This window comes from Hyphomicrobium sp. MC1, assembly GCF_000253295.1.
In the GTDB taxonomy this organism is placed as follows: domain Bacteria; phylum Pseudomonadota; class Alphaproteobacteria; order Rhizobiales; family Hyphomicrobiaceae; genus Hyphomicrobium_B.
Map to the genome: position 1 here is coordinate 2,853,120 of NC_015717.1, position 26,808 is coordinate 2,879,927.

The following is a 26,808-nucleotide window of genomic DNA, read 5'->3' on the forward strand; positions in this document are numbered from 1 at the left end:
AATTGGACACCACGCCCTCGGCATGGTGATTTTGTGGCGCAGCATGCAATGCCTTGCTTGACCTTGGCGGCGGCCCAATTTTAGGTGCGCCATGACCGAAGAACCCGCGACATTGACATCCCCCCCGGAAACGCCCGCAAAGACAGGGCCCGAGGTCATTGCGGCCTATCTCAAGCTGCTGCCGCAGAGCCCCGGCGTATATCGAATGCTCGATACGGACGGCGAGGTGATCTATGTCGGCAAGGCGAGGTCGCTCAAAGCCCGTGTCTCCAATTACGCCCGGCTCAACGGCCATACGAACCGCATCGCACGGATGATCCTTTCGACGGCGTCGATGGAGTTCGTATCGGTACGTACCGAAGCCGAGGCGTTGCTGCTTGAAGCGAACCTCATCAAGCGCTTCCGGCCTCGCTTCAACGTTCTGATGCGCGACGACAAGTCGTTTCCTTACATTCTCATCGGCCGGGACCACGGCGCTCCGGCCGTCATGAAGCATCGCGGCGCACGCAACCGCAAAGGCAGATACTTCGGACCATTCGCCTCGGCTGGCGCCGTCAGCCGCACCGTCAACATGCTGCAACGCGCGTTTCTTCTGCGCTCATGCTCCGACAGTGTCTACGACAGCCGCACGCGGCCGTGCCTGCTTTATCAGATCAAGCGTTGCTCGGCGCCGTGCACCGGAGAGATCAGCCTCGACGATTACGGCAGGCTCGTCGATGAAGCCGAAAGTTTCCTCAGCGGCGAAAGCCAGACTGTCCGCGAGATGTATCAACGGCTGATGGCGGAGGCCGCGGAGAAGCTCGAATTCGAGACCGCCGCAACGTATCGCAACCGTCTGTGGGCGCTGGCGCATGTCACGGCCGATCAGTCGATCAATCCGGAAGGCGTCGAAGAAGCCGACGTGTTTGCCGCCTACCAGGACGGCGGACAGACATGCATTCAGGTGTTCTTCTTCCGCACCGGACAGAACTGGGGCAATCGCGCCTACTATCCGAAAGCGGATCGCTCGCTGAATGTCGAGGACGTACTCGATAGCTTCATCGCGCAGTTTTACGACGATAAGCCCGTGCCGCGCCTGATCCTGATCTCGCACGATATCCCGAACCGCGAACTGCTGGCCGAAGCGTTGACGACAAAGGCGGAGCGCAAGGTTGAAATTCGCGTGCCGTCGCGCGGCACCAAATCGACGCTCGTCGAACATGCGCTTGCGAACGCCCGCGAAGCGCTTGGCCGAAAGCTCGCGGAAAGCTCATCGCAGGCGCGTCTGCTCGAAGGTGTAGCGGAGCGGTTCTCGCTTGCGGCCGTGCCGCGCCGCATCGAGGTTTTCGACAACAGCCATATCTCCGGCACCAATGCCGTCGGAGGCATGATCGTCGCGGGGCCGGAAGGGTTCGTCAAAGGCCAGTATCGCAAGTTCAACATCAAGTCGCCGGAGACAACGCCGGGCGACGACTACGCGATGATGCGCGAGGTCCTGACGCGCCGCTTCAAGCGCATTGCGGAAGCCGAGGTGCTGGACGAGATCGAGACTGAGGTCGAAGAGATTGCCTCAGACGTCAGCGGTGGTCCGCTTTCGCCCATTGTCGACGATCCGGATGACACCGCAGATGAACGCGCGTTTCCAGACAAGCCCGATCTCGTCCTGATCGACGGCGGCCTGGGGCAGCTTTCGGTCGCGCGCGAAGTCTTGGCCGGTTTCGGGTTGCACGACATCGCATTGATCGGTGTCGCAAAAGGTCCGGATCGCGATGCAGGCCGCGAACATTTCCACATTCCTGGGCGCGACCGGCCGATCATGCTTGAAGCGAAGGACCCGGTGCTCTACTTCGTGCAACGCCTGCGTGACGAAGCACATCGGTTTGCGATCGGCACGCACAGGGCGAAGCGTGCGAAATCGCTCGGCGCCAATCCGCTCGACGAGATCGAGGGCGTTGGGCCCACGCGTAAGCGGGCGCTTCTGAAACACTTCGGCTCGGCCAAGGCGGTGTCACGCGCCGGTGTCGAAGACTTGAAGGCTGTCGATGGAATCTCGGCCGATATGGCCAAAAAAATCTACGACTTTTTCCACGAGCGGGCGGGATAGTCGCGGGAACTCTTTAAAGGCTAGCCAGCTGCACACCGTCCGCCCTAATTTCGCGGCACTTGAGGGCGATGGGCCATCTCCCTTTTGCTCAATTCACTTTCTAAAGGCTCCAGTTCTGCCGATGCTCAGACGTGCACTTGCAATCGCCACCTTAGCCATTCTCTTCGCGGTACCGCGGGCCGATGCCCAGGACGCCACTATGAACGGCTGGGCGCCGGTTGCCGATCCCGTCAAGGAAACGAAGGAAGCCCCGGCTCAGCCGCAGGCGCAGGCCACGACGCAGGCACAGCCCGTCGCTCCGGCGCAATCTGCGGCACAGCCTGCACAATCGGCGGCGCCCGCTCAAACCATCACGCCGGCGCAACAGCCAGCCGCGGCGGCTCCAGCGGCCCAGCCAGCGCCTGCGGCACCCGCCGCAGCACCTCCGCCTGCCGCGGCGCAAACACCCGCTGCAGCCGCTCCTGCGGCGACTGCAGCCCCAGCGGCGCCTGCGGCAGCGGTTCCAGCAGCAGCGGCCCCCGCTGCGGCGGCTCCCACTGCAACAGCTCCGGCGGCTGGGGCTCCGGCAACGCCTGCTCAGGCTGCGGCACCCGCCCAGGCCGCAGCACCCGCTCCGACAGCACCAGCTGCGCCTCCGTCCCCGCCCGCGGTTTCTCAGGAGGTCAACGCGGAGATCACCAATCTCGTCGGCCAGATGGACGGGGCGGAGAAATCGCTTTCGAACATCTCGAACGCCGACGACGACCTCGGGCAATTGCGCGACAAGCTCGACGCGGTCATTTCAAAGACAACGGAAACCGCAGATTCATTGCGTCCGCGCTTGTCCGACATTCAAACGCAGATCAAGCGGCTTGGTCCGCCGCCCGCGAAGGATCAACCGTCGGAAACGCCAGCCGTTGCGGGGGAACGGTCACGGCTCGATGCGCGCGAGGCGGACGTCTCGGGAGCCATCAAGACGCTCGAAAACACTTGGTGGCGCGCCCGACAGGCGATCGACAAGATCACCGAGCTGCGCCTCAAAATGTTCGTGCGCAGCCTCACTGAGCAGATGACGAGTCCGGTCTTTCCCGAGTTCTGGAACGACTTCCACAGGCACAGAGAGGCCATTCAGTGGCGCCTTGATTATAACGCGCGGGACTGGTGGAACGCTGTTACCGGACAGAAGACGAGTGCCCTGATCCTGCTCGTCGCAGTCATCGGTCTCTATCTGCTGCTCAAGACCGTGGTCGTTTCTATCACGCGCTATCGGGCCCCTCCGAATTCAACCCCGCCGACGTTCTTCCAGCGGGCAGCTTCCGCCGCATGGATCGCGCCGGTACGGGCTATTCCCGGTGTTGCAGCAGCCTTCCTGGCCTATGGCGGCCTCGAATATCTTGGACTGCTCTATTATCCGACCGCCGCCCCGGTGGGTGTGGCCCTTCTTGAAACATCGCTGGTATTCGTGGCGGTGTCCGCGCTGGTCATTACAGTCTTTGCGCCGCGCAGTCATGAGCGGCGGCTGATGCACCTTTCCGATCGCAGCGCGCGGCGCATCTCGCGGCTTCTCGTCATACTGGCGCTGATCTATTCGATCGATCTCTTCCTGTCGAAGTTCGCGCAGGTTCTGTATTTGCCGCTTTCGATGAGCGTGGCGCAGTCACTGTTCACGAGCATTGCGTTCGCGCTTGTACTGATCGGCCTCCTGCTGACGCCCTTCGAGTCCAACCAAATGACGCGCACGCGTCCGGTTTCGCGCAGTGAGCCGCTGTGGCTCAAGCTGCCGCTATGGGTTGCGGCGTTGTCCATCATCGGCCTTTGCCTCACGGGCTACATCGCGCTCGGCCGGTTCCTGGCGCAGCAATTGGTCATGACCGGTGTTGTCGGACTCGTAGCGATGCTTCTGATCCTCGCAATCCGTGCCTTTACGCGCGGCAGCACAACGTCGCGAGGACATATCAGCGAGCTTCTCGAAGCTCGGATGGGCTTCGATGACGTCCGCCGCAAGCAGCTCGGCTGGCTGACGGAAACCGCGCTGACCCTGGGCGTAGCTCTGATCACGGTGCCAGTGCTCCTGCTGCAGTGGGGTTTTTCGGCTCCTGACATTCGCGACTGGATGCAACGGGCATTCTTCGGCTTCGAAGTCGGCTCGATCCGCATCTCTATCGTGCGAATCCTGATTGGCATCGCGCTTTTCATCGCGGTGGTCGTCGCCACCCGAATGATCCAGCGGCGTTTGCGCGAGAACATTCTCATCGCGCCGAAAATGGACCCAGGCATCGCGAACTCCATCGACACTGCGGTCGGCTATGCCGGTACGGCGCTCGCCGCCGTGATGGCGATCTCTTACGCCGGGTTCAACATTACAAACCTCGCGATCGTCGCCGGTGCGTTGTCGGTCGGTATCGGTTTCGGCCTGCAGTCGATCGTTAATAACTTTGTCTCGGGCCTTATTCTCCTGATCGAGCGGCCGATCAAAGTCGGCGACTGGATCGTCGTCGGCAGCGAACAGGGGACGGTGAGAAGCATTTCGGTCCGTTCGACCGAGATTGAAACATTCGACCGCGCAAGCCTCATCGTGCCGAATTCCGAACTCATTACCGGCCGTGTCTTGAACTGGACGCACCGCAGCGCGCTCGGCCGAGTGGTGCTGAAATTTTCTGCCGGGGCCGAGATCGATCCCCGGCTCGTCCTGCCGATCCTCAACGAATGCGCTGCGCGGCATCCTACGATCCTGCGGGAACCGGCCCCGCTGGCGACGTTTGACGGCTATACGCCGACGACGACCGAATACACCCTGCGGATCATGCTTCCCGACATTACGCATTCACTGAAGGTCCAATCGGACCTTCGGATTGCAGTCTACGAGGCGTTCCGTAAGGCCGGCATTGTCAGTCGACAGGCTTTCGCACCGCCAGCTGCCGTGTCCCCCCCACCGCCACCCGATCCTGTGCCTCCCCCGGTTCCGGCTTCGGCCGCGGCGTCATAACGAATTCCTGCGGCTTTCTGCCCTGAGCCGTTCACCATCGGCGCGCACTTTGCTCACTGGGGATTGACGGCCCGGCGGTGCTGCGGCTACCCAAAACCATGGATCACGTCGCGCACCGCTCGCTGTCAATGAGCCTGCCCAATATCCTAACTTACGGACGGATTGCGGCCGTGCCCGTGCTTGCGGGCGTGCTGTTCTTCGGGACGGGCGAAATTGCGCGCTGGCTGGCGTTCGCGATTTTCGTTGCCGCCTGCGTAACAGACTGGCTCGACGGCTATCTGGCCCGGATCTGGGAGCAGCAGTCCAATCTCGGCCGGATGCTGGACCCGATCGCCGACAAGCTGCTGGTCGGGGCGACGCTCCTCATGCTGGTCTATACGGACACCATTGGCAGCTGGTCGATCTGGGCGGCTCTGACGATCCTGTCGCGCGAGATCCTGGTGTCGGGCCTACGCGAGTTTCTGGCAGAGCTGAATGTCAAGGTGCATGTGACGCAGCTTGCCAAATGGAAAACGGCGGTCCAGTTCGTGGCGCTTGCGATCCTGCTGGCCGGGCCGGCCGCTGAGAAGCTGCTCCCCGGCACGACCCTGGCCGGAATGGTGCTGCTTTGGGTGGCGGCGCTCCTTACGCTTCTGACCGGCTATGACTATCTGAAGGCCGGTATCCGCCACGCGATCTATCGCTGAGCCTGACATGACCGACAGACAATCAGCCCCCGAAGTGACGCTTCGCTATTTTGCGTGGTTGCGCGAGCGCGCGGGCGTCAGCGAGGAGCGTCTGAGGCTGCCGGCCGATATCGTGACGGTCCGCGATCTGCTACTCTGGCAGGCGCGCCGTGGGCAACCGTTCGATCAGGCGTTTGCCAAGCCCGAAGCAATCCGTGTCGCCATCGACCATGCCCATGTGAAGCCGACGGCGGCCGTCGGCAATGCTCGCGAGATCGCCTTCTTTCCGCCCGTAACGGGAGGTTGATGCCGTGACCGTTCGGGTCTCCACCGACGATTTCGATATTTCCGAGGAGATGGCGAAACTCTCGGACGGCGACACGGCCATTGGTGGCGTGGCGCTTTTCGTCGGCAAGGTTCGCGGCGACGTTAAAGGCCAGCCCCTCGTCTCAATGACGCTCGAACACTATCCGGGCATGACGGAAGCGGAACTCGCACGCATCGAGACGGAAGCTTGCGCGCGCTTCAAGCTTTCGGCGTCGCTGATCATACATCGGGTCGGCGAACTCAAGCCTGGCGACAACATCGTGCTCGTCATCGCCTGCGCGCCGCACCGGCAGGATGCGTTCGCGGGCGCCGAGTATCTGATGGATTATCTCAAGACGCGCGCGCCTTTCTGGAAAAAGGAAACGCTTGGCGACGGCAGCGCGCAGTGGGTCGATGCCCGCGAAAGCGATGAGGATGCCGCCGCGGCGTGGGCTCTAACGAGCAAATAGATTTTCGAGGCTTCGATAGCTGGCATTTTAGCGCGGCAGTTAACGGCCGCTTAACCGGCTGGGCCGGATAACCTTAATCCTTGTGCCACTTTGACCGCCAAAACGCCATCTTCCGTAGGCATACAGATCGTATCTGTGGCGCACGGGCTGGGTGGGCGCGCCTTGGGGGAAACGGAACGAATGCGTAGTTTGGCTCGACGCGCATTGAGCGGCGTCTTCGCGGCAGTCATTGCCGCCGCCGCGATGTGCCCCGCCTACGCCGATGAGTTGCAGGTCGCCGCAACGGCGGCGACGGCCGTGCCCGCACCAATGCCGGTTGCCGCACATCGCATCACCGGCACACGCTTCGTCATCGGCCTCGACAGCAAAGTCAAATACCAGATCTTCTCGCTTTCGAACCCGAACCGGGTCGTGATCGAGTTGCCGGAGGTCAACGTCCGTCTGCCGGAACTCAATGGCAAGACACCCGTCGGCCTCGTCCGCAGCGTGCGCGCCGGTCTCGCAGCAGCGGGAAAAATGCGCGTCGTGATCGGTGTCACGCAGCCCGTCGTCGTCGAGAATTCCGAGATTTCCAAAGACGACAAGGGGCACTACCGAATTTCTCTCGCGATCCTTCCGGCCGGCGCGGCGCTTAAAGGCGACGTCAAAGGCGTGGCAACACGGACGGGGCTTGCACCTCTCAGCATCCAGCCGCCGCTTCCCCGTCTTGCCGAAAGCCCCAAGGAACGGGCCGCGCGAACGTTCAAGCCGATCATCGTGCTCGATCCGGGGCACGGCGGCTATGACTCGGGCGCGGAGAAGCGCGGCATCGTCGAAAAGAACGTCGTCCTGGCGTTCGGATTGGTGTTGCGCGATCTGCTTGAGAAGACCGGCCGCTACAAAGTGCTGATGACGCGCAGCGACGACACGTTCATCCCGCTCGACGAGCGGACGCGCTTTGCCGAAAAAAACAAGGCGAACCTTTTTATCGCGATCCACGCCGATTATTCCGACGGCGGTTCGCGTGCACGCGGCGCAACGATCTATTCGCTGCGTGACGGTGTCGCCAAAAAGCTTGAACGGTCCGCGAAAGGCGAAATCGCACGCAACGTGCTGTCGCCGGACGAGATCGACACCGTCAAGAGCGTCAACGGTGACGTCAATGCCGTGAGAGACATTCTTGCGGATCTCGCCGATCGCGACGTTGAGCTGACGCACGAACGCACGGGCATGTTCGCCAAGTCGGTGATCGAGAACATGGGTGAAAGCACGCCGCTTCGCGATGAGCCGGAGCAGCAAGCCGCTTTCCGCGTTCTGAAGACGGCCCAGTTCCCGTCCGTGCTGATCGAGCTGGCCTATGTGACCAATCCGAAAGACGCGAGCAACCTCAAGTCGGATGAATGGCGCGAGAAAGTCGCGCAGTCGATAGTCGCCGCCATCGACAACTACTTCTCACGCGACATCGCCAGATTGCCTATGTAGTTGGCTTTTTGATTGCGCCGGCGACTTCGCTCCGGGAAGCCGCCCGCCGGCGCAGACGATGCAGCGAATATTTCGGCGCTTCCGGCTGGCGTCGCGAAGCGCCAAATAAAAAAAAGGCCGGCTCATCAAAGCCGGCCTTGGTATCTGGTGTGGCAGGAGATCGTCGCACCGACCTCCCGCAGTGCATCAGTTATCTCCTACATGGAGGATGCTTATGGTGTTGACGCCAGAGCAGAATAAGCCAACGTTTCCTCGACATATCGCGCGAAGAGTACGCTTCGCTGGATCGGAGAAATTCGATTGGCCGGTGACAGCGCTTCTGCATGAGGCACTCCATCTTCCAGGTAACCGCCCATTCGCTCGATAGAGCGGATTTTCCGATACCGAGACAACGCACGCGCTCGTCCAGCACTCGGGCTCACTGAGCGGCGCGCTAACGTTCCGGGTTCGGTATCGACGGGGCGGGGAGGGTTGGACAGAGACGTGAAGTCGTGGAGCCTGGACACGAACGACGCTCCCTCGGGCAGCCCTGTCCATCGCTGCCACGCGCCGTTCGAAGCCATCTGCCGGTCCGTCTGGATCCGGTTCAGAGAAGAGAAGGGCATGGACCCCTAGTTCTCGCTCTGACGCTCGCACAATGTTGTAAGGACATGCTTTAGCCGCATACCTCGCAACGCTTCACGACTCATAGGCTAAGCGATTCGCGTGACGTTTCGTGAGATCAGCAACATAGCGGTTGGGGACGAGGAGACGCACCGGCTTTCCCGCGGCGTTGACCTCGACCGGCGATCCACCCGCTTCGTCGCCGTCGATCTCAACGGGCGTGGTCGTAAAGTAGCCGATGCGGGCAGTATTGACCGGCAGAACGTGCACACCCTTCGGCCGCGTTTCGGGCCGGGCAATCCATCCGAACGCCAGCGAGATGAGGTTGGCCGCCGTTTCGAGACGCGTCCCTGCTTCCATCACGACCGCCATCAGCCTGTCGCGTCCGAGACCGGCGTCCGGCGCCAGCTCGAACACGCTGGCGTAACGGCTGGCGAACGACAGGATTGTCCAGCTCGCCTCGAATCTGCGGCCATCGAGTTCGACGTCGAAGCGTCGCGGACCTTCAGCGAGTGTTTTCAAAACCGGATAGACATACGCCCCGCGGCCGAACGCCCGTTTTGTCCGATAGCTGAGCTTGGCGACGACACGGGCATCAAACCCAGCGCCAAGCATCAAGAAAAACGGCGCGCCATTCACAAGGCCGCCGCGAACATCAACCGCAGTATCCGAAAGCAGCACATCGGCCACCTCCCCTGCCCGCCTGCGCAGCCCGATTTCGTTGGCGAGGACGTTGCCCGTGCCGATCGGAATGACGCCGACCGGCAGCTTGGTGCCGGCAGCACCCGTCGCCACGGCGCGGAATGTCCCGTCGCCGCCCGCCGCAATGACGGCGTCGCAGACATCACGTTGGGCCAATTCCCGCACGCGGTCCGCCGCTTCTTCAGCACTGCGCGCCGGGACCTGAAACACGTCTGCATTTCTTGCGCGCAATGCACCCAACACCCCGTCGAGCAGCCTCGGCAGGGCAACGCCCGCAGTCGCGTTGAAAACAAGTGCAAATCGGCGCCGCATCGGCGTGGCGAACCCCATAAGAGAATGGCGGCGCCGTTCAGCGCCGCCAGAATACCCATTGGGACATCGCGTATGCGCCGCGAGTTGCGGCGTCAAGACTGTCCTTTAGCGGTGGGCCTCAAGGGCGGCAGGCGCTTCCGCCTGCCGAGCCGTCGACGTCACCGCCTTCTGGACCTTCTCGAAGGCCCGGACCTCGATCTGCCGGATGCGTTCCCGGCTGACGCCGAACTCTTCCGACAATTCTTCAAGCGTTGCAGGCTCTTCGGCAAGCCGGCGCGCCTCGAAGACGCGACGCTCGCGATCATTCAGAACCGACATCGCGGACGACAGGTACGACTTGCGCCGTTGCAATTCTTCGTCCTCGACGAGGCGATCTTCCTGTGTCGGCGTATCGTCGACGAGCCAATCCTGCCATTCGCCGGACTCAGCTTCGGCACGGATCGGCGCGTTCAGCGAAGCGTCACCGCCAAGCCGCCGGTTCATATTGACGACGTCTTCTTCCGGAACGCCCAGCTTCGTCGCAATCGTCTTGACGTGTTCGGGCTTCAGATCACCGTCGTCCAGCGCCTGCAGCTGGCTCTTGGCGCGCCGCAGATTGAAGAAGAGCTTCTTCTGCGCCGCCGTGGTGCCCATCTTCACAAGGCTCCACGACCGCAGGATGTACTCTTGAATGGACGCGCGGATCCACCACATCGCATATGTAGCGAGGCGAAAGCCCTTATCTGGATCGAAGCGCTTGACGGCCTGCATCAGGCCGACGTTGCCTTCCGATATGACTTCGCCGATCGGCAGACCGTAGCCGCGATAGCCCATGGCGATGCGCGCGACGAGGCGGAGATGCGACGTCACGAGTTTTTCGGCGGCGTCCGCGTCCTGATGTTCCTGCCAACGCTTGGCGAGCATGAATTCCTCGTCAGGCGCCAGCATCGGGAATTTGCGGATCTCTTCCAGATACCGCGACAGGCCGAGTGAACCGCCGGCCAGGGACGGAAGACCTTTTGCTACTGATGCCATTGCCCTCTGCAGAACCTTCGCCCGTTTCCGGTTCGGCCCCGCGCTCCCTTCTCAGTGTCGGAGAAGCGATACGCCCCCCCGACGTCGGGTGTTACATAGTAGTAAAATCCAAAATTTCATCAGGGGTTCCGGTCACTTCCACTTGAATACTCCGTCACCAAACCCCAGGTTTTGGAACTTGTCTCTATTACGAACGCCGCCGACGGCGTTTATCCGTCGGCACTGATGGCATAGGCCGCAAGGCCTCTCCAAGACGTTCGAGGTCCAATGGCAATTTGCTGTAAAAATTCAGCTTTTTGCCGGTAATCGGATGCTCGAACTGAAGTCGCTCAGCATGCAGCGCTTGTCGCATCAACGCAGTAGCATGGTCTTTCGCATTCGCACGAACCGACGCAAGTCTCGTCTTAAAGCCTGCGCCATACGTGGGATCACCCACGACTGGATGGCCGATATGCGCGAGATGCACGCGTATCTGATGTGTACGCCCGGTTTCGAGAACGAGCCGAAGCAGCGATATATCGCCGGACGGCGTTTCGCCTGGAAAGACGTCGAGAACCTCGTAATGGGTTTTAGCTTCGCGCCCCTCTTCGCCGCGTGTGACGGCGATTTTGAGGCGATTGGTGCGGCTGCGCGCTAACCGCGCATCAATGCTGCCGGCGGGTTTGGGAAGTCTGCCCCAAACAAATGCCAGATAGCTACGATGCAGCCGCCCGTCGCGGCCATGGCTTTTGAATTGCTCCGCGAGCCCTTGATGCGCAGCATCCGACTTCGCGACGACCAGAAGTCCGGAGGTATCTTTGTCGAGGCGATGCACGATGCCCGGTCGTTTGACGCCGCCAATACCTGAGAGGCTGTCGCCGCAGTGAGCGATCAAGGCGTTGACGAGAGTTCCTGCGTCATGTCCGGCTGACGGATGCACGACGAGCCCTGCCGGCTTGTCGATTACGATGACGTTGTCGTCCTCGTACACAACATGGAGCGCAATCTCTTCGCCCTTCACGCCGGAATCTTCGGCGGGCGGGATGCTAACCGTGTATGTCAGGCCCGGTTTGACCGGCGTGCGCAGCTCTCGTATCGTATCGCCTGCGCTGACGTGACCATCGCGAATGAGCGCTTGGACGCGAGCGCGGCTGATGCCTTCGATCTTCGTTGCAAGCCATCGATCGACACGCTGGCCGGCATCTTCGGGCCCCGCGACGACGTCGATGTGGCTTGTTGTTTTTTCGTCGATCGACACGTGATTACCAGAAAGAAAACCTGAGAGATGACCCATCCTGAGCCGCCTTCGGACGACTTGATGCGCGAACAGCGGCTGCAACGCAATCTGAAGATCGTCATTGCCGTTCTCGGCCTTATGATTTTTGCCGGATTAGCGGCCATCGCCTTCAAAATCATATCGACAGCGACGCGTCCGGCGGGAAGCGGGGCTGTGTCGCGGTCCGTAGCCGTCCCTGGCACAGATGCGTCGGTATCGTTCGAACTGCCCAAAGGCGCCAAGATCGTTTCGATGTCCCTGTCAGGCAACCGCCTTGCGATCCAGCATGACGGTTCCTCGGGACCCGGCATTACCATTCTGGATACGGACACCGGGCGACGCGTCCTCGAATTGAAACCGACCGAGACATTGCCGCGGAATTGAACCCGGCTTGCTCGATGGGACTTGTCGAAGGACATCGAAGGGGCATGAGTTGCCGTTCCCACTTCAGATCGATTCGCAGCCTCCCGAACGGATGCGTCGGTTTGGCGTGATTGCCGCGCTAACGGGGCTTGATCGGCTGACGACACTCGACTACACGTCGCACTGCGCCGGCCCCGTTCGTCTAGTGGCCTAGGACACCCGCCTCTCACGTGGGCAACAGGGGTTCGAGTCCCCTACGGGGCGCCAATTTCAGCTAAGCCATTGATTTTATGGAAGCCGTTGAGGGCAAAGTTTCCTTTGCTCAGGTGCTATCTTCTTATCAAGTCCTAGACAGGGTGGCCGTAGGTGCCTGAACGGCGACATCGGATCAGTCCGTCTCTGATTGCTCTCCCCATCAGCGCGCGGAATAGGGTGGCCTTGGTGATTTCTTGCATCCATCGGCTTTGCCTTGCCGCCGAGCGACCGGAGGAGAAAAGCTAGCAACGCGACGCTCAGTACTTCGATCGATACTGTCCCGGCGTACATCCAAATTCTTTTTTGAAGGCCCTCATGAAAGTGGAAAAATCGTTGAACCCCCAACGGTAAGCCAACATGGTGATGGGCTGGCTGTGCGGCAGTGAATGTATATCGCGTCGAATTCGATTTAGACGCTTCGTGCGTACATAATTGCCGAACGTCGTTCCCCGCACGGCAAATCGCTTGTGTATGTATCGAACAGAAATACCAAAGTGCTCCGCTGCCATGCGAGGACTTAGATCGGGATTGGCGAGCTGGTCCTCGATGAATTTCAGAAGCTCTCTCTCGTAACGGTAAGGGGGGTAGAAGTTCGCAGCATCGAGCTTATCCCCTCCGGCCCAACCTATGGCGCGAGGTAGTAAAGTGGCGCATGCCGAGGCTACGGCGTCGAGTTCATCTGCAGGCAAAGAGGTCAAGGGCTGGCAAAGGTATGCGATGCACTTAGCAAGAGGTGGCATAATCTCATTGGCAGAAACCAAAGTGTTTGCGAACTTTTGACCGCTTGCGTTTAGGCGCGCCTTTGGGATGCTGAACGCGAGATCCTCGAAAAGCCTGTCGCCAATCTTTATGTGCTCTAGAGGTATCGCACTATCGTATACGATGAGATCGCCCGGTTTCGCAGAACTTACCCTGTCGCCTTGCTCGACGTGTAATTCGCCTGCAAGTACGAAATTTGCGTAAAGGCATTCCTCCGGAGATCTTGAAATTTCATTGCGATCTCGGGAGCCGACCAGCGGAGACATCCTCGTACGACCGAAGGAGCCCGACGCAACTGTGAAGCTTTCCAATCGCGCGGAGAATGCTCCTGGCGAGGGACGTTCGAGTACCCATGGCATGAACGCATTCGCGATTGCCTCTCGAAAGGCTGAGAAACTTTCGCGGTAAGAATAGAGTTCTGTGTCGCAAATGGAGATGTTCACTTCCGCTTTGGGAGCGTCGTCTTTCATTTTTATCATATTTTTGTCCCACGCGCCGCGTCGAGATATCTTCGCCTGTTACCTCCCCGCTCGGTACACGTTAGAATTCGAGAAATCCGTCTGCAAACGGTTTCCTGGAGTCTGGTACAGTAAGGTGTGCATCACACCAGACGTTCTGAATAAATTTATTAAACTGCCTCCACCGTCACGATCATTCTCCCGTCGGTGATGAGTGCAGTAGCGTTTGCACAGAATGCAAATGCCGTGCGCTTCGCGCTCGTTCGTCATGCTCTCAATGCAATGACGGATTCTCTCTACGCGAAGCGCGTATTTTCCTAGCGCGCATATTCCTCAATCCGCCGACGCAAACTCGTCGGTGGTTATGCCCATCCATGCTGCGGGCTAAAGCAAAAAACTCAGGAGAGGAATATGCAAAGGACTAATGCGTCCAAGAGAAGGTGTGCGACGCCGAGGTATGGAGTCGCCGTTTTCTCACTCGCTGCCGCAGGGTTGACCTCTGTTCCGACTTTGGCGGCTCAGGACAATGCAAATAAGAACAATGGCCCAACCGTTACGCTTACGGACGGCCAGGTTCGCGGCACGTCGAGCAACGGCGTCAATAAGTTCCTCGGCATACCCTATGCCGCGCCGCCTGTCGGCAAGCTGCGCTGGCAGCCGCCGCAGGCCGTCAAGAAATGGAAGGGCGTGCTCGACGGAACGAAGTTTGCCAACACCTGCCCTCAGGTCACCGAACTTGGTGCCTTCGCCGGTCCTACGAGCACCAATGAAGATTGTCTCTACTTGAACGTCTTCACAACAGGCAGCGCCAAGAAAAAGGGCGTCATCGTCTGGATCCACGGCGGCGGCAACGTCGACGGCGAGTCCAACGACTATGATGCGACGAAGCTCGCGCAGGGCGGACCCGATGGTCATGAGACCGTCGTCGTGACATTGAACTATCGCATGGGGTTGTTCGGATATCTCTCGCATCCTGCCCTCAATGGCGAAGGCCATCTGTGGGGCAACTACGGCATCATGGATATCCAGCAGGTTCTCCGCTGGGTCCAGCGTAACATTGCGGCCTTCGGTGGCGACCCAAATCGCGTGGCCTTGGGCGGGCAATCCGCTGGCGCCCAGGATACGGGCGCCAACGTTCTCTCACCGATGAGTGCCGGCCTTTTCAGCCGCGCTATATATGAGAGCGGTCCTCTGGCAACCCTCACGCCAGCTTCGACCGCGTTATCGCATGGCCAAGACTTTGCGACGGCAGCTGGATGTCCAACAGGTTCGGGCAAGCAGGCCGCACAATGTCTGCGGAACCTTTCGCCCGAACGCATACTGCAACTACAGGGAACGCCGAACGCCAACGGTCCCTACATCACCGGTCCGTTTGTCGATGGCACGGTGATTCCGATCACGCCGGAAAAGGCATGGACCACAGGCCAGTTCAACAAAATGCCGGCAATGGGCGGACGCGTGAAAGACGAAGGCAATTTCTCGATCGGCATCACAGAATACTTCTCTGGACAACCTCCGGTGCCGATGACCGCGGATCAATACACGGCTGCAATCCAAAAGACTTACGGCGGCAATGCAGGGCCCGGAGGTTCTCCCCCGGCGTACCCGTCCGGCACCGCGGATAAGGTGCTCGCACAGTATCCGTTGTCAGCCTACGGCAACGACCCGATGAAGGCCTACGATCGCGTGACGACCGATCCCGGCTCTTGCCAAGCGGATCACGTTCTTCGACTTTGGGCTCCGCAGATCCCGTCTTATCTCTACGACTTCACGTATCAGGATGCGCCGTACTACTTCCCGAAGATGCCGGGCTTCAAACCGGCTGCAGCGCACACCATCGACATCCAGTTCCTCTTCAACAACTGGCATGGCGGGCAGCTCGGCGTGAACCTCGACCAGACGACGGGACAGCCGCGGGAACTCAACCAGCAGGAGACGAAGCTTTCCGATCAGCTGGTAGCGGCATGGACCAATTTTGCATGGTCCGGCAATCCGAACGGAAACGGAAATTCACCGTGGCCGAAATTCGGAGCCGGCAATAACGCCAAGCATCTGATCGAAGATCTGACGCTTTCAACCGGCACCCGGGCGGACTATCGCGCGGCTTACAAGTGCGATTTCTGGGATACGATCCTGGTGTATCCGCAGTAAGAGCCTAGAAACGAAGTGCAGAGGTCGCCTGCTTGCGGGCGGCCTCTATCATTTTGGCCGCTCCTGCTCGCCGCCCTCACTTCCCTCTCCTTTGTCCTTCCGCTGTGATGATAAGGGCCGGCCATGAGAGAGACAGCGTTTACTTCTTAGGGAGTGAGTGTCTTCCTGGAAGCGTCGGCGCTCTGAGTGCCGAACAGCAAAAAAGACATCGGCATAGACGCGCATTTGGCTCTGGTCTTATGAACCGGGCCAGCCGAAGCTCGGGAGATTAAGAACAAGCCGAAGAGCGACATCTGTCGGCTCGCGGTTTCAACGCATGAGGTCATCATGACGGACACGTACAGTAGGTTTGTTCTGACGGTAATTGCTTTGGCACTGATTTGGATCGGCATCCGCCCCAGTACTTCCCCCGTCGACGCGCAATCGATCACGAGCGTTCGTGTCGTGGGCTTCGACCTCAGTGCGCCGCTGCCGGTCGTCAACGGCGGACCACCGTTTAATGTCAACGTCGTGCAAGCTGCTGTGCCGCTCGCGGTGACAGTAACGAGCCCGTTACCCCTGCCGATTGTCACTCGCTAGTACGATGCGGGTTCTGCTTTCAGAACGTGTGGCGATCACGACATGCGCATGCCTCGTGACCGCCGTCTCGTTCGCCGCATTTGATAGCGAACGCGCGATCATATCGTGCGTCCTCGGCTGGGCAATGCTGGCAATCGCGGCCAGCGACGCGAAGCGTTTTATCATCCCGGATGTTTTGTCGCTGCCGGCAATTCCCTTGGGCCTGCTCGCTACAGGCCTCAGCAACGAGACGGTAGGCGCGGGGCAAACAGCGCTCGAACACACCATTGCGGCCGTCGCTGCGTTCGGCCTGCTTTGGTTGGTACGGCATGCATATCATTTCTCGAGGCAAGCCCACGGACTAGGATTGGGAGACGTGAAGCTCGGCGCGGTCGCTGGTGCTTGGCTTGGCGTACAGGGCGCCACGAATGCATTGCTGCTGGCGTGTCTCCTGGCGTTGACCTACGCGTTCGGACTGAGCGTTCTCACCCGCCGGCCGTTGAGCCGAACCAGCGTTTTGCCGCTCGGCGTGTTCCTCGCGCCCGCAATCTGGATAACCTGGTGTGTCACGGGGCCGGCCGTTCCGTCGATGGCACCGGATGAAGGATCGTCTCTTTACTTGATCGTTCCCTCGCCGATCGGATGACCTGCCATTTCACCCGGTGTAATGCGCGCGTCCCAAGCGGCAGGCCTCGGCGCCAAAGAGTTCATGCTCGCGCGTAAAGCTTCGGCAGCGTCGCTTGCGTCCTCCGGGTTGCGTATCACCGTCGGACGAATGAAGACGATAAGCTCCGTTCTGACTCGCGAGTTATCGGTTTCTCCGCCAAGAACATCGCCGAGATAAGGAATTTTATTCAAGACAGGGATACTTGATTTTGAGCGGTTGACCTCTTCCCGGATCATTCCTCCCAGAACAACCATCTGGCCGCTTTGCACGGCAACGGTGCTTGTTACACGCCGTTGAGAAATTGTCGGCGTGAGCGAGGCGCTGGCGCTGGACTGGCCCGTCGGATTTTCAACAGCGCTCACCTCCTGTTGGATTTCCATCGTCACAAGGCCGTTGCTGTTGATGCGCGGCGTCACATTAAGAATGACGCCGGTATTCTTGAACTCGATTTCGTTGACGGTAGGTGAGTCGGGATTGATGACGCTTTGTGCCTCACGGGTGATGATCGGCACCTGATCCCCAACCTCTAAGGTGGCTTGCTGATTGTGAAGCACGACGACCGATGGCGAGGACACAACCCGAACGGCGGTCTCCTTGGCAAGCGCGTCGATGATTACACGCGGGTCGTTGCCGATGCTCCCTGCGATGAGATTCAGCCCCGGTGTGACGGGCGCGATCGCGAGCGCATCGGACGTGCTGAAACCAATCGCGCCCGCCTTACCGTGATTTTTTTGAAGGAAGAACTGCACACCATACTGGAGATTATCGTTCAACGTGACCTCGGCCAGCGTGGCATTAATAAGGACTTGCAACGGCGGCTGATCAACGCGCGAGAGGATCTGCATGATCTTTTTGTAGTTTCGTTCCGAAGCTCGGATGAGGAGCTTGTTATTGCGTTCATCCGGCGTAATGCGCACCAGATCCGAATTTCCCTCCGCGCCCCCTACGCTCGGCGTCTCTTCAGTCGAAGTATCATCAGAAGCCGACGTGAGCGGTGGTGCGCTCTTTAGAGGACCGCTCGAAGAGCTCGATGATGATGAGTCTCCGTTATTGCCGAAACCACTGGTGCTTCCAAGGGATGAGCCGCTTGCGCTGCTGCCGAAGCTGCTACCAAATGCGCCCCCGTCCGACGACCCAAGGCCTCCGCCTCCTCCGGCGCTTGTCGCTCGCGAAGCCGAAAGGCTCGGTGAAACCTCTTTTTCTTCGGCGCCTCTGCCCGTGGCGCTCGATCCCGAGAACGCAGCAGTGAGCAGTTGCGCGAGGTCTTTTGCGCGGCCATTCTCAACTCTATAGACATAATAATTATTGTCATCTGCTCCACTGTGGTCCAAACGGGAGATCCACTGCCCGACCTTGTCGATCGTTTGAGAGCGTGGCGCCAAAGCGAGTATCGCATTGAGACGGGCAATAGACTGAAAACGGACCATGCCCTTTCCCTGACGGTCGAGCTGAAAGACTTTCTGCAGTTCTTTGATGACGTCGTCCGGAGCTGCGTTACTGAGTTTAAAAATTCCGGCAGACTGCCCTTTCATCCAGTCCACATCGAACATCGCGATGATATCGACGACCGACTGCCTGACCTGGCTCGAGCCCCGCACGAACAAGAGATTGTTGTAGACGCTTGCTCTCAGATCGTCCTGCTTGACCATCAGACCATCGAGCATGCGCATCATTGCTTCGGGCGCTACATATCTTAGTGCAAAGATCGAGACGCCGTAACCCGCGCCTACTTGATGACTCTCACGAACATAATCAAAGGCGGCGATACCCTGTTGATGGGCATCAGCCTCGGGGACGATGCGATAGACATTATTCTCGATCAGCAATGCGGCGTGGTTCGTCGCAAGGACGCTTTCGAGAATTGAGATCAGCTCGACGCGCGTAACAGGCCCACCCGTTGAAAGCGTAACACGGCCCTCGATGTGGGAATCGAAGACATATGTGAGGCCAAGTGTATCCTTGAGGATCGCTTTCGCCAGATCGGCGAGTTCGGTGTCCACGAAGTTGAACTCGTAACCAGCCTCCGATTTGCTGACCCCGGGATTTGCTAGGCGAAATGCTTGATTATCGACGCGATTGTCGCCCGGAAATTTCTCGGTGACGCTGCCGGTTCTGATCGAAACAGGTTGACGGCCGTAGCTGCTAGAACGTGCGGGAGACAGGTCGGCATTTGACAGTTTCGCCATTTCGTCCGGCGGCTCAATCATAGGCTTATCCAACGACGAGCAACCTGAAACGCAAATCGTCAGCCCAATGAGGCCCATCGTCTTCCACCAAATCATCAACGCTTCCCCCGTCGACACAACTACGCGACGTCTTTTCCTTCTTCGCGCTGCCGCGAAGAACACTGCGATGAATGCAGCACTTGGCTCTTGTCGGCCACTCGACTCGCTTCTTCCGCAACATAGCGATCCAACGAAGGCGTTCGCAGATTTTTCAGTTACCGCGCTTGTTTGCGACCACCTCTGTTGCGGTCGCGATACGATTTTCTATCCTTAGATCAAACACGAATTGCATACAGTGCACTCGTTTGGCCCTCAGTGCACAGCATGTCCATTTCGTGCTTCGAGCCTTGACGAAAATTCACACTTATCGAATTTATTTGAGAGCATCATCTGCTCGCGAACACCAAAGTGACTTATAGCTAAGTGTTCATGTCTTCTAATCGGAAACGGATCGGGGCCATCTGCTTCGCGGAGTTGAAGATGAGTGGTAGCTTCGAAGAATTCCTTCTCAGCGAGCGCCTCGTTACGCAGAGCGACATCGATAGCGTCGCGAAGTTTCGGCAGGAAACCGGCGCCTCTATCTTCTCGGCCTTGCGCAAGGCCTCCGGCGTCCAATCACAGGTTTTGGTTCGCGCTATTGCTGATTACCACAGGGTTCCTCGCGTGGATGAAGCGGAGTGGACGCGGTATCCTCCCATACGGGCCAATCTCTCGCCGGCCTTCCTACGTGAGAACAAAGTCTGCCCCCTGGGAGAGACCGAGGATGGCGTCCTTGTGGCCATGGAGGATCCCTCCGATGTCCAATCGATCAATGCGCTGCGCATCGCGCTAGAAAAAGAAATCCTTCCGCGCGTCGCTGCGGCGGAAGACATCCTCGCCGCTATCGAACGCGCCGTTCGGGAACGTGGCACTGCCACCATTTGGCAAGACGTCGGCAATGCAGAAGCCGGCGCGGACGACGTTGAACACCTACGCGACATGGCACTCGGCGCACCGGTGGTCCGCTATGTCAACCAGATGATCCAGCACGCCGTGCATGCGCGAGCGACCGACATTCACATCGAGCCATTTGATGGTCGCGTTGCGATCAGGATCCGTGTCGACGGTATGCTGCGAGACGTCTCGCCGCCGCCGGCCCAGATGTCGAAGGCTGTCGTGTCGCGCGTAAAAATTCTTTCGGGTCTAAACATCGCCGAACGCCGCCTTCCTCAGGATGGCCGTGCCAGAATTCGCATCAATGAACATCGGCTGGATCTGCGCATCGCAACGATTCCGACCATTCACGGCGAGGCCGTAGCGATCCGCCTTCTCGACAATGTGAGGCGCATGCTCGATTTTGCGCCGCTAGGCTTCAATGCTCGAGACGAAGCGGAAATCCGAAAGCATCTATCGGCGCCTTATGGTTTGATGTTGGTTACCGGACCGACCGGCTCGGGAAAAACCACGACGCTGGCAACCGCGCTATCTCTACTCAATAAATCTCATCGGAAGATCCTTACAATCGAGGATCCGATCGAATACGAACTCGACGGCGTCAACCAAACTCAAGCGAAGCCCTCGATTGGATTGACGTTCGCGGATGCGCTGCGTTCATTTCTTCGTCACGATCCCGACGTCCTAATGGTGGGCGAGATGCGCGATGGTGAAACTGCGAGCATTGCGATCCACGCAGCACTGACCGGCCATCTCGTGCTGTCAACATTGCATACAAATACCGCCGCGGGCGCGGTTCCGAGGCTTCTCGACATGGGCATCGATGCCTTCCTTCTTGCATCATCACTCAGGTGCGTGATCGGCCAGCGGCTGGTTCGCGTTCTATGCGACCACTGCAAACGGCCATCTCGTGAACCGCTGTCTCTCGGGCGAGGTGGTTCAGAGGTCCGCGCCGAAGATCAGCATTGGGAAGCAGTCGGTTGCGAGCGATGTTTCGGCACTGGATATGCCGGCCGTATCGTTATCGCCGAAGTGCTCAGCATCGATGACGAGATTCGAAATCTCATCCGACCGGATGCTCAAATGGCACAGATCGAAGCCTTGGGACGCAGCAAGGGCATGACCACGATGATCATGGATGGTCTTGCGAAGTGCCGATCCGGCAAGACAACACAGGAAGAAGTTCGGCGGGTCGCACTCGACATCTAATGCGGCGCAGCCGCCAAGCAAGAACAAACAACTGGAGAAACGCCATGGGAGCATTCGGGACGTCAAATCGTTCAGACCAACTGATCGCTTAGGCGAAGCATGCTTTTTCACTACAAGGCGCTTACACGCGCGGGTACGAACTTGATCGGCGAAATGGAAGCGCAGAGTCGCGCAACCGTTCTCGAAGATTTGCATCAGCTTGGGCATTTTCCGATCGAAGTTACTGAGATCAAGGCATCGGCTTCCGGGTCTGTGGCGGCGCCGTCTTTTTTTTCCGGGCAGCCGTCGGGCAAGCAGATCACCATGTTTACGCGCGAGTTGAGCATGCTTCTCAAAGCCGGATTGCCGCTCGATCAAGCGCTCTCATTTCTCGAGCGCGATGCCGGTTCCAAATCTCTGGGTAAGCTGATCGGACGGGTGGGATCGGAAATCAACAGCGGCAAAAGCCTCTACGAAGCCATGAGTCGGCAGGGTGCGGCTTTCCCGCCAATATATGCGCGCATGGTTCGCGTCGCGGAAGCCAGCGGCACACTCGAAACGGTATTGGAGCGCATAGCTGCCGGGCGTGAGAAAGTGCAAAAGCTCAAAAGCATGGCGATTTCCGAAATCCTCTATCCGTGTCTTCTTATTGTCATGGCCATCGCTGCGGTCACGGTGATGCTTACTGTCGTCGTGCCGCGCTTCAAGGACATGATCGGAGATGCCGGCACGCAGGTTCCCGATCAAGCCCGCATGGTGATTGCGGCGTCCGATTGGTTGCTTGCAAACTGGCAATATCTGCTCGCATGCCTTGCCAGCCTCCTTTTTCTCGTTGCGATCAGCTGGTCGAAAATTCGTGGCGCGGCCGAAAGCATACTTATGCGCCTGCCCCTTGTCGGCACCATTCTTCAACTTACGCTCACTGTTCGATTTTGCAGGACGCTCGGCATGCTGATCGAAAATGGCGTCGACCTACCCTCTGCAATGAAATTGGCAAGCGACGTCATCGGAAACAAGAAGGCAGCCGCGGCGCTCAACAGCTCTTACGATGCGCTTCGCAAAGGTCGAAGTTTCTTGGAGCCGATTTCCACAGCCGGCCTATTTCCGCCGGTCCTCATCAACATGCTGCGGGTCGGAGAAGAAACCGGAAGCCTCGCCACCTCACTCCTGCATATGGCGGAGGTCTTCGAAGAGAAGTTGGAACGGACAGTCGAGCGCACGTTCACGATCTTCGAGCCCGTCATCATTCTTTTGGTGAGCGGCATCATCGCCTTCATCATCGTTTCTATCCTGAGTGCCGTCATCAGCATCAACGATCTCGCCGTATGAGAGGAAGCATGAACGCAATCATCGCCCTTCTGGAAACCGCGCGAGAGGCGCTCGACGTCAGGACGAGACAGCCGACGTCTCGCTCGGGAGAAGCCGGCTTCACTCTGATCGAGTTATTGGTCGTGATGATGATCCTCGTGCTGTTGGCGAGCCTCGTGGCGCCCCGCGTCATCGGCTACGTCGGCAGTTCCCGAACAAAGTCGGCGAAAGTGCAGATCGAAAGCTTCGGCACATCGCTTGAACTCTACAAGCTCGACATCGGCCGTTATCCAGATCAACGCGAAGGGCTGAACGCGCTCGTACAGCGGCCCACCGACCTTCCCTCGTGGAACGGTCCATATCTCAAGAAGGAGAAAGTTCCGCTCGATCCGTGGGGCCAGCCGTACATCTATCGCTATCCGGGTAAGCACGGCGCTTTCGACATCATTACGCTAGGCGCCGATCGCAAAGAAGGCGGTGAAGGCGAGGACCGGGATGTCACAAGCTGGCAATAGAGATCGAAGTTTGAACGCTGCCAGCGAAGCGGGTTTCACCCTGATTGAAATGCTGGCGGTGCTCGTCATTATCGCGTTGGCCGCGGCTGCCGTTTCGACCCTTTACAGAGCGCCTTCTGGAGCTTCGCAGGTCAAGACCGCTGCACTTTTAGCTGCGTCGCGCCTTCGTGATCTCAGATCAGGCGCGATGACGACCGGAATCGAAACCATTGCGGAAATCGATACCTCAAATCGCATTCTCAGTTTCGGTTCCCGGACTGCTCCGATCCAGCTGTCATCGGCCATCGTACTCGAAGTGACCTCGGCCGACAGCGAGAGGCGTTCCGATTTCGTCTCGGGCATACGGTTTTTTCCAAATGGGGGCTCCACAGGGGGCGCCATAGTCTTCAGATCCAGAGGCGCTGCGTATGAACTGCGGATTAATTGGCTTACCGGCCGCGTGTCGACGACGCTCATCAATTGAAGGCGTGTCGTCATCCGAGGAAGGATTCACACTATTTGAGACGTTGATTGCGCTTTTAGTTGTATCAATCGGGCTGGTTAGCCTCTTTGCTGCACAAACTCAGGCAATCAAAACAGCGGGCATCTCCGCCGATTACGTGCAGGCACGGATCATCGCGCAAGGCCTTCTCTCCGAGACGATGGGTAATCCAAAGCCAGCGGGGGCTTCAGCCGGGATTAACTCGGGGTTTCGATGGTCAATCGACGTCACTCCCGAAACGGAAGGCTGGGCTCATATTCCGGCGCGCGATGACTGGAAACTCTTTCACGTTCGTGTTCGCGTCTTGATAGGCGGCGGACGCCAGGTGGAACTCAATTCGCTGAAGCTTGGACGGACCCATGGCTGATCCTTTAAGACCTCCTGAAGACCACGCACAGAGCGGCTTTACGCTCATCGAATTACTCGTGAGTCTTACCATCATGACGACGATACTCGGAATCGTCGGCTCAGCTTTGCGAACCCTTTCGAAAAACTGGGAGACCAATGCCGATCGGATCGAACGCTTGGAAATGATTTCGAGGGCTTATGATATTTTCGTGCGCGACGTTTCGGGCCTTCGACGAATAGTACGCCGCACAGACAACGGGGGTGCATTCGTTTTTACCGGATCTCCCCACGGCCTCTCCTTCGTCACGACCGAGCCTGCTTACCCGACCAATCCTGGCCTGTATTTTTTAAACTACAGGGTCGAAGTGAACGGCCCGCAAGCAGATCTGCTTCGGGAGCGCGCCCCCTACACCAAAGCTCTTGCAAAATTCCCCGGCGCTACACCAGCCAATTCCGTGCCCATCGTCCAAGGCGCCTTCAAGTATCATTTTTCGTACGCTCTCCGCACCAAATCGAGCGCCAAGTGGCAGGAGAAATGGGTGAAGACTAACCGCATGCCGGATCTGATCCGCCTCGAAATTCAAAATTCTCAAACAGGAGCACTTATCGCTCCACCCTTTGTGGCGTCGTTGCGCACAGACGCCGAACTCAAATGCCTATCGGAGGGCTCCGACGAATGCAGCGCCCGTTCTAAAGGGGTGTTGGGCCAGGACGAGCACGCGCAGGGAGCGCTTGAGTCAGGAGAGCACTAAATCATGACCGAAATCTCTCCCACGCCGGTTTCATCGCGCCAAGACGGCATCATCATGCTTGTGGTGCTCTGGATGCTGACGTCGGCGGTGATACTGGTTGCTTCGTTCAACGGAGCTGCGAGGAGCGGCGCAGCTTCGGGCGCATCGGAAGTCGGTCTTTCCAAGTCCGAAGCCTTGCTCGATGCAGGTTTGGAACTCGCGGCGGCCCATCTTCTCGATCAGGATGAAGCTCGGAGATGGCAGGGCAACGGCAAGAAACAATCTATCATCTTCGCGGGAGCAGAGCTTTCGATCGAGGCGTGGGACGCAAACGGGCTCGTCGATCTCAATAAAAGCGACCGCAAACTCATCAAAGCCGTCTTCCAGTCGATCACTCACTCGGCGAACAGTGCGGAGCGATACACGAGCGCGATCATGGACGAACGCGAAGCGCAAACCAATGAGCCCACCCCCCAAACTATTGGTGTACAAGCGGCGGGCATGAATACGTTCCCGGATATGCAGCCCTTCGCCGATGTCTGGCAGCTCGTGCAGCTTGCGCAAATCCCGAGGAACGTCGTGCGTGATGCCGCTCCATACTTCACCGTCTACAGCCGCGATGGCACGATCGACCCACGGGCAGCACCCGAGACGGTGTTGACATCCATTCCGGGCGTCACCGACGCAGACCTCGTAAAGCTTCGCTACGCGAACGCCAGCGCGCTGAGCGACCTGATACAGAAATCCGACGGGCTTTTGACGGATCAGAGCGGCCCCGCTTACATCGTGAAAGTGCAGTGTCATCGGCCGCAAGACGAATATGATGTTACACGGACGTATGCGATTCTCGTCGGCATTGACCCATCCGCGCCGTATCGCCTTCTTGCCAAGTGGCCGCCAACGTCGACCCCAGCCAGGAGGTCACTGTGATGGGCAGTATCAGCCGGGCGAAAGACGTCTATTTCTGGTGGCTCACGCAGCTCAGCGCGGCGATCATCCGCAAGCATCCGAGCGGTCGTCCATGGCGCACGATGCTGTACAATACCCGAAGCGGCCTCGACATTTTTGCGCACTCGACGGGCGCGCCGAAACGTTTTGCTACGCTTCCAGCCGACCCTACGCCCGAGGATATCGCCGATTGTCGACGTTCCCTCATGGGCAAAGTCGATCGCGATCCCAAGCAGATCCTGTTGCGGCTCTCGCCAAACGACATCGTGCAAAAAACCATTCGCGTTCCATATGCCGCGCTCGATCTGATGGACTCGGTGGTCGACAACAAGATCGAGACGATCGTGCCGTGGTCACACGAAAATACCTACTACGGCTACAGGGTCGCCGATGATCTGTCGGGAGATCAGATTGATGCCGTGGTCATAGCGACGTCGAAGCAGCTCGTCGATGGCATTCTAGAACGTGCGGAAAGCATCGGGCTTACTCCACGTGCAGTCGACTTCGCTCCGACGCCGGAAGACACGGCGGCTCTCGATCTTCTGAACCTCGAACCCGATCCGATCATCACAAACGCAAAGCGTTTGAATATCGCTTTCATCGCAGCGGTGTGCTGCAGTCTCGCAATCAGCCTCTTCGGTGGCTACCAAGTCTGGGCGCTCAATGCCGGGTACACCGAGCTCGATGAAAAGATCGCCGCCATCATGACCCGCGTCGAAGAGGTCAAACGCCTCAATGACGAGAACGAAAAGCTCAAGGAACAAAGAGAGCGCCTTGCCCGACGCAAGGGAGATAACCGCCCAGTGATGGAACTGATCGAGGCTCTGAGCCGAGCGCTTCCGGATAGCGCCTATCTCGAAGAGTTGGAAATTCACGACAATGAAACGCGGCTCGTCGGCAAATCCACCGATCCCACCGGTCTCATCGGGATACTTGAAAGCACGCCGGAATTCGAAGACGTGCGTTTCTCCGCGCCAACTACCCGCGAAGATGGCCAGACACTGGGAACATTCTCCATCATGGGGCATGTGCAGCGAAAAAGCGATGAGGAGAAGAGCAAGTGACACTCTCACGCTCGGCGAGC

At 58.8% G+C, this 26,808-nt stretch carries 23 protein-coding genes and 1 tRNA gene; 19 read left to right on the forward strand and 5 right to left on the reverse strand.

Translation table 11 applies throughout. From position 1 onward, the window contains the following. Positions 1-91: 91 nt before the first annotated feature. From uvrC to HYPMC_RS13900, 6 genes are all read left to right on the forward strand, one after another. The gene (gene uvrC, locus HYPMC_RS13870) at positions 92-2,083 is read left to right on the forward strand and encodes an excinuclease ABC subunit UvrC (RefSeq protein ID WP_013948605.1); all 1,992 of its coding nucleotides are present in this window, start codon (positions 92-94) and stop codon (positions 2,081-2,083) included. Positions 2,084-2,204: 121 nt separating this feature from the next. Next, entirely contained in the window at positions 2,205-5,048 is a 2,844-nt protein-coding gene (locus HYPMC_RS13880) for a mechanosensitive ion channel family protein (protein WP_024276207.1), read from the forward strand. Between the two features lie 98 nt (positions 5,049-5,146). Next, complete coding sequence (gene pgsA / locus HYPMC_RS13885; protein ID WP_024276208.1) at positions 5,147-5,734, forward strand: CDP-diacylglycerol--glycerol-3-phosphate 3-phosphatidyltransferase; 588 nt, start codon at positions 5,147-5,149, stop codon at positions 5,732-5,734. Positions 5,735-5,741: 7 nt separating this feature from the next. Then, entirely contained in the window at positions 5,742-6,020 is a 279-nt protein-coding gene (moaD, locus tag HYPMC_RS13890) for a molybdopterin converting factor subunit 1 (RefSeq protein ID WP_013948608.1), read from the forward strand. 4 nt (positions 6,021-6,024) lie between these two features. After that, the gene (locus HYPMC_RS13895; RefSeq protein WP_013948609.1) at positions 6,025-6,489 is read left to right on the forward strand and encodes a molybdenum cofactor biosynthesis protein MoaE; all 465 of its coding nucleotides are present in this window, start codon (positions 6,025-6,027) and stop codon (positions 6,487-6,489) included. A 180-nt stretch (positions 6,490-6,669) separates the two neighbouring features. After that, positions 6,670-7,950 carry an N-acetylmuramoyl-L-alanine amidase gene (locus tag HYPMC_RS13900; RefSeq protein ID WP_013948610.1) on the forward strand — a complete coding sequence of 427 codons (1,281 nt, stop codon included), beginning with the start codon at positions 6,670-6,672 and terminating at the stop codon, positions 7,948-7,950. A 678-nt stretch (positions 7,951-8,628) separates the two neighbouring features. On the opposite strand, the gene HYPMC_RS13905 is transcribed toward HYPMC_RS13900, so the two are convergent. The 3 genes from HYPMC_RS13905 to HYPMC_RS13915 form a co-directional block, all read right to left on the reverse strand. Further along, positions 8,629-9,567 (reverse strand): diacylglycerol kinase family protein, encoded by a 939-nt coding sequence (locus HYPMC_RS13905; protein ID WP_155831257.1) that lies wholly within the window; start codon positions 9,565-9,567, stop codon positions 8,629-8,631. A gap of 105 nt (positions 9,568-9,672) precedes the next feature. Beyond that, the gene (gene rpoH / locus HYPMC_RS13910) at positions 9,673-10,581 is read right to left on the reverse strand and encodes an RNA polymerase sigma factor RpoH (RefSeq protein ID WP_013948612.1); all 909 of its coding nucleotides are present in this window, start codon (positions 10,579-10,581) and stop codon (positions 9,673-9,675) included. Positions 10,582-10,768: 187 nt separating this feature from the next. Beyond that, positions 10,769-11,854 (reverse strand): RluA family pseudouridine synthase, encoded by a 1,086-nt coding sequence (locus tag HYPMC_RS13915; RefSeq protein ID WP_013948613.1) that lies wholly within the window; start codon positions 11,852-11,854, stop codon positions 10,769-10,771. On the opposite strand from HYPMC_RS13915, the gene HYPMC_RS13920 reads away from it, so the two are divergent. Together HYPMC_RS13920 and HYPMC_RS13925 are read left to right on the forward strand one after the other, a co-directional pair. After that, complete coding sequence (locus HYPMC_RS13920) at positions 11,846-12,220, forward strand: hypothetical protein (protein ID WP_024276212.1); 375 nt, start codon at positions 11,846-11,848, stop codon at positions 12,218-12,220. The genes HYPMC_RS13915 and HYPMC_RS13920 overlap by 9 nt on opposite strands. 170 nt (positions 12,221-12,390) lie before the next feature. Continuing rightward, positions 12,391-12,466 (forward strand) — tRNA-Glu (locus HYPMC_RS13925). Positions 12,467-12,711: 245 nt separating this feature from the next. On the opposite strand, the gene HYPMC_RS13930 is transcribed toward HYPMC_RS13925, so the two are convergent. Beyond that, complete coding sequence (locus HYPMC_RS13930) at positions 12,712-13,683, reverse strand: helix-turn-helix domain-containing protein (protein ID WP_172636510.1); 972 nt, start codon at positions 13,681-13,683, stop codon at positions 12,712-12,714. 399 nt (positions 13,684-14,082) lie between these two features. Between HYPMC_RS13930 and HYPMC_RS13935 the strand changes: the two genes are divergently transcribed. The 3 genes from HYPMC_RS13935 to HYPMC_RS13945 all read left to right on the forward strand — a co-directional run bounded on the left by HYPMC_RS13935 (position 14,083) and on the right by HYPMC_RS13945 (position 17,026). Then, positions 14,083-15,822, forward strand: coding sequence for a carboxylesterase/lipase family protein (locus tag HYPMC_RS13935; RefSeq protein ID WP_013948619.1), 1,740 nt, complete (start codon positions 14,083-14,085; stop codon positions 15,820-15,822). A 327-nt stretch (positions 15,823-16,149) separates the two neighbouring features. Further along, positions 16,150-16,401: a hypothetical protein gene (locus tag HYPMC_RS24270; RefSeq protein WP_013948620.1), complete on the forward strand. Its 252-nt coding sequence runs from the start codon at positions 16,150-16,152 to the stop codon at positions 16,399-16,401. 4 nt (positions 16,402-16,405) lie between these two features. Continuing rightward, a complete protein-coding gene (locus HYPMC_RS13945) occupies positions 16,406-17,026 on the forward strand; it encodes an A24 family peptidase (protein ID WP_013948621.1) in 621 nt (206 codons plus the stop codon). Here the strand turns inward: HYPMC_RS13945 and gspD are convergent. After that, positions 16,996-19,329 (reverse strand): type II secretion system secretin GspD, encoded by a 2,334-nt coding sequence (gene gspD / locus HYPMC_RS13950; RefSeq protein WP_013948622.1) that lies wholly within the window; start codon positions 19,327-19,329, stop codon positions 16,996-16,998. The two genes, HYPMC_RS13945 and gspD, sit on opposite strands and share 31 nt — an antisense overlap. 423 nt (positions 19,330-19,752) lie before the next feature. Between gspD and HYPMC_RS13955 the strand changes: the two genes are divergently transcribed. From HYPMC_RS13955 to HYPMC_RS13990, 8 genes are all read left to right on the forward strand, one after another. Further along, positions 19,753-21,414, forward strand: a complete 1,662-nt coding sequence (locus HYPMC_RS13955) for a GspE/PulE family protein (RefSeq protein WP_013948624.1) — start codon at positions 19,753-19,755, stop codon at positions 21,412-21,414. Between the two features lie 99 nt (positions 21,415-21,513). After that, entirely contained in the window at positions 21,514-22,722 is a 1,209-nt protein-coding gene (locus HYPMC_RS13960; RefSeq protein WP_013948625.1) for a type II secretion system F family protein, read from the forward strand. Between the two features lie 8 nt (positions 22,723-22,730). Beyond that, positions 22,731-23,216: a type II secretion system major pseudopilin GspG gene (gspG, locus tag HYPMC_RS13965; RefSeq protein ID WP_024276219.1), complete on the forward strand. Its 486-nt coding sequence runs from the start codon at positions 22,731-22,733 to the stop codon at positions 23,214-23,216. 10 nt (positions 23,217-23,226) lie between these two features. Then, positions 23,227-23,679, forward strand: a complete 453-nt coding sequence (locus HYPMC_RS13970; RefSeq protein ID WP_244420891.1) for a GspH/FimT family pseudopilin — start codon at positions 23,227-23,229, stop codon at positions 23,677-23,679. A 4-nt stretch (positions 23,680-23,683) separates the two neighbouring features. Continuing rightward, the gene (locus HYPMC_RS13975) at positions 23,684-24,064 is read left to right on the forward strand and encodes a prepilin-type N-terminal cleavage/methylation domain-containing protein (protein ID WP_024276220.1); all 381 of its coding nucleotides are present in this window, start codon (positions 23,684-23,686) and stop codon (positions 24,062-24,064) included. After that, positions 24,057-24,797, forward strand: a complete 741-nt coding sequence (locus HYPMC_RS13980; protein ID WP_013948629.1) for a type II secretion system protein J — start codon at positions 24,057-24,059, stop codon at positions 24,795-24,797. Before HYPMC_RS13975 ends, HYPMC_RS13980 begins: the two co-directional genes overlap by 8 nt. Before the next feature lie 3 nt (positions 24,798-24,800). After that, entirely contained in the window at positions 24,801-25,706 is a 906-nt protein-coding gene (locus tag HYPMC_RS13985; RefSeq protein ID WP_013948630.1) for a type II secretion system protein GspK, read from the forward strand. Next, positions 25,706-26,788 carry a PilN domain-containing protein gene (locus tag HYPMC_RS13990; protein ID WP_013948631.1) on the forward strand — a complete coding sequence of 361 codons (1,083 nt, stop codon included), beginning with the start codon at positions 25,706-25,708 and terminating at the stop codon, positions 26,786-26,788. The genes HYPMC_RS13985 and HYPMC_RS13990 overlap by 1 nt, the downstream gene beginning before the upstream one ends. Positions 26,789-26,808: the final 20 nt, after the last annotated feature.

Excerpts from the sequence above, each read along its gene's own strand:
- HYPMC_RS13945 (WP_013948621.1), top strand. The coding sequence starts at position 16,406 with ATGCGGGTTCTGCTTTCAGAACGTGTGGCGATCACGACATGCGCATGC.
- HYPMC_RS13905 (WP_155831257.1), bottom strand. The coding sequence starts at position 9,567 with ATGCGGCGCCGATTTGCACTTGTTTTCAACGCGACTGCGGGCGTTGCC.
- pgsA (WP_024276208.1), top strand. The coding sequence starts at position 5,147 with ATGGATCACGTCGCGCACCGCTCGCTGTCAATGAGCCTGCCCAATATC.
- gspD (WP_013948622.1), bottom strand. The coding sequence starts at position 19,329 with ATGATTTGGTGGAAGACGATGGGCCTCATTGGGCTGACGATTTGCGTT.
- moaD (WP_013948608.1), top strand. The coding sequence starts at position 5,742 with ATGACCGACAGACAATCAGCCCCCGAAGTGACGCTTCGCTATTTTGCG.
- HYPMC_RS13880 (WP_024276207.1), top strand. The coding sequence starts at position 2,205 with ATGCTCAGACGTGCACTTGCAATCGCCACCTTAGCCATTCTCTTCGCG.
- HYPMC_RS13980 (WP_013948629.1), top strand. The coding sequence starts at position 24,057 with ATGGCTGATCCTTTAAGACCTCCTGAAGACCACGCACAGAGCGGCTTT.
- HYPMC_RS13920 (WP_024276212.1), top strand. The coding sequence starts at position 11,846 with ATGACCCATCCTGAGCCGCCTTCGGACGACTTGATGCGCGAACAGCGG.
- HYPMC_RS13900 (WP_013948610.1), top strand. The coding sequence starts at position 6,670 with ATGCGTAGTTTGGCTCGACGCGCATTGAGCGGCGTCTTCGCGGCAGTC.
- HYPMC_RS13960 (WP_013948625.1), top strand. The coding sequence starts at position 21,514 with ATGCTTTTTCACTACAAGGCGCTTACACGCGCGGGTACGAACTTGATC.
- uvrC (WP_013948605.1), top strand. The coding sequence starts at position 92 with ATGACCGAAGAACCCGCGACATTGACATCCCCCCCGGAAACGCCCGCA.
- gspG (WP_024276219.1), top strand. The coding sequence starts at position 22,731 with ATGAACGCAATCATCGCCCTTCTGGAAACCGCGCGAGAGGCGCTCGAC.
- HYPMC_RS13985 (WP_013948630.1), top strand. The coding sequence starts at position 24,801 with ATGACCGAAATCTCTCCCACGCCGGTTTCATCGCGCCAAGACGGCATC.
- HYPMC_RS13935 (WP_013948619.1), top strand. The coding sequence starts at position 14,083 with ATGCAAAGGACTAATGCGTCCAAGAGAAGGTGTGCGACGCCGAGGTAT.
- HYPMC_RS13915 (WP_013948613.1), bottom strand. The coding sequence starts at position 11,854 with ATGGGTCATCTCTCAGGTTTTCTTTCTGGTAATCACGTGTCGATCGAC.
- rpoH (WP_013948612.1), bottom strand. The coding sequence starts at position 10,581 with ATGGCATCAGTAGCAAAAGGTCTTCCGTCCCTGGCCGGCGGTTCACTC.
- HYPMC_RS13955 (WP_013948624.1), top strand. The coding sequence starts at position 19,753 with ATGAGTGGTAGCTTCGAAGAATTCCTTCTCAGCGAGCGCCTCGTTACG.
- HYPMC_RS13930 (WP_172636510.1), bottom strand. The coding sequence starts at position 13,683 with ATGAAAGACGACGCTCCCAAAGCGGAAGTGAACATCTCCATTTGCGAC.
- HYPMC_RS13990 (WP_013948631.1), top strand. The coding sequence starts at position 25,706 with ATGGGCAGTATCAGCCGGGCGAAAGACGTCTATTTCTGGTGGCTCACG.
- HYPMC_RS24270 (WP_013948620.1), top strand. The coding sequence starts at position 16,150 with ATGACGGACACGTACAGTAGGTTTGTTCTGACGGTAATTGCTTTGGCA.